This is a genomic window from Cryobacterium sp. MLB-32 (assembly GCF_000738085.1).
Taxonomy (GTDB): Bacteria; Actinomycetota; Actinomycetes; order Actinomycetales; family Microbacteriaceae; genus Cryobacterium.
The window spans coordinates 1-807 of the sequence record NZ_JPRS01000467.1 but is presented as its reverse complement, the minus strand read 5'-3'; the positions used below and the strand labels follow the sequence as shown (position 1 = coordinate 807).

Genomic DNA, 807 nt, shown 5'->3' with positions numbered 1-807 from the left:
AGCTTGCCCTCGCACGTGGGACACACCGTGAGCGAGTGGTCTGTGAAGGCCTGCTGAATGTCGAACGCGGTGTCACACTCGGTGCAACGGTAGGAATAGGTAGGCACGAAATCTCCAGCTGGTAAGGCGCGGCAGGCTTTTGTCTACCGGGTGAATCAGATGCAACGTTGAGGGCGATGCGGCGGTCAGAACGCGATGATCTGCGTCGGGGTGACGATTCCGTTGACGGGCTGGTCGTGCACCTCGCGCGGCACCTCGTGCAGGTACTCGTTGTCGAAAACGACGGCGTACACCGGGGGACACTTTTCCATCGAACCCAGAGTCTTATCGAAATAGCCGCGGCCCCAACCCATGCGCAGGCCCGCGGCATCCACTGCGGCGGCCGGCACGATGATGAGGTCGACGTCATTGATGGCGATCGGGCCCAGAAGCTCGCCCACCGCCTCGGGGACACCGGAGAGTCCCTCCATCTCGTCATCGTTGTTTCCCACGGTCCAATCGAGGAGTCCGTCCTCCCGTGAAATGGGGAAGAGCACGCGTATACCCTGCTCGGCCGCCCAATTGACGAAGGGACGGGTGTTGGGCTCGTCGTTCGATGAGAGGTAGCAGGAGATCGATTGGGCGGCAATGCCGGTGACGAGCCGCTGAAGGTTCGCGGTAAAACCGGCTGAGGTGTCTTCGCGCTCGAGGGAGGTGAGATTGCGACGGCGTTCCCGTAACTCGGCCCGGAGCGCTCTCTTCTGGTGAGCGATATCTGAGTCCATACAAGACATTCTAGATGCCGCTAACGTAGGGGCCATGGGAACC

2 protein-coding genes are annotated in these 807 nt (G+C 61.2%); both read right to left on the bottom strand.

Translation table 11 applies throughout. The annotated features are described in order from the left end of the window. Positions 1 to 107, bottom strand: a 107-nt coding sequence (locus JF66_RS22565) for an FmdB family zinc ribbon protein (RefSeq protein ID WP_304413064.1), incomplete at its 3' end; no start/stop codon positions are given. Between the two features lie 78 nt (positions 108 to 185). Beyond that, a complete protein-coding gene (locus JF66_RS19415; protein ID WP_035880529.1) occupies positions 186 to 764 on the bottom strand; it encodes a 5-formyltetrahydrofolate cyclo-ligase in 579 nt (192 codons plus the stop codon). Between the last annotated feature and the right edge of the window lie 43 nt (positions 765 to 807).

What these genes read in the sequence shown, in the direction of transcription:
- JF66_RS19415 (WP_035880529.1), bottom strand. Translation starts at nt 764, where the DNA reads ATGGACTCAGATATCGCTCACCAGAAGAGAGCGCTCCGGGCCGAGTTA.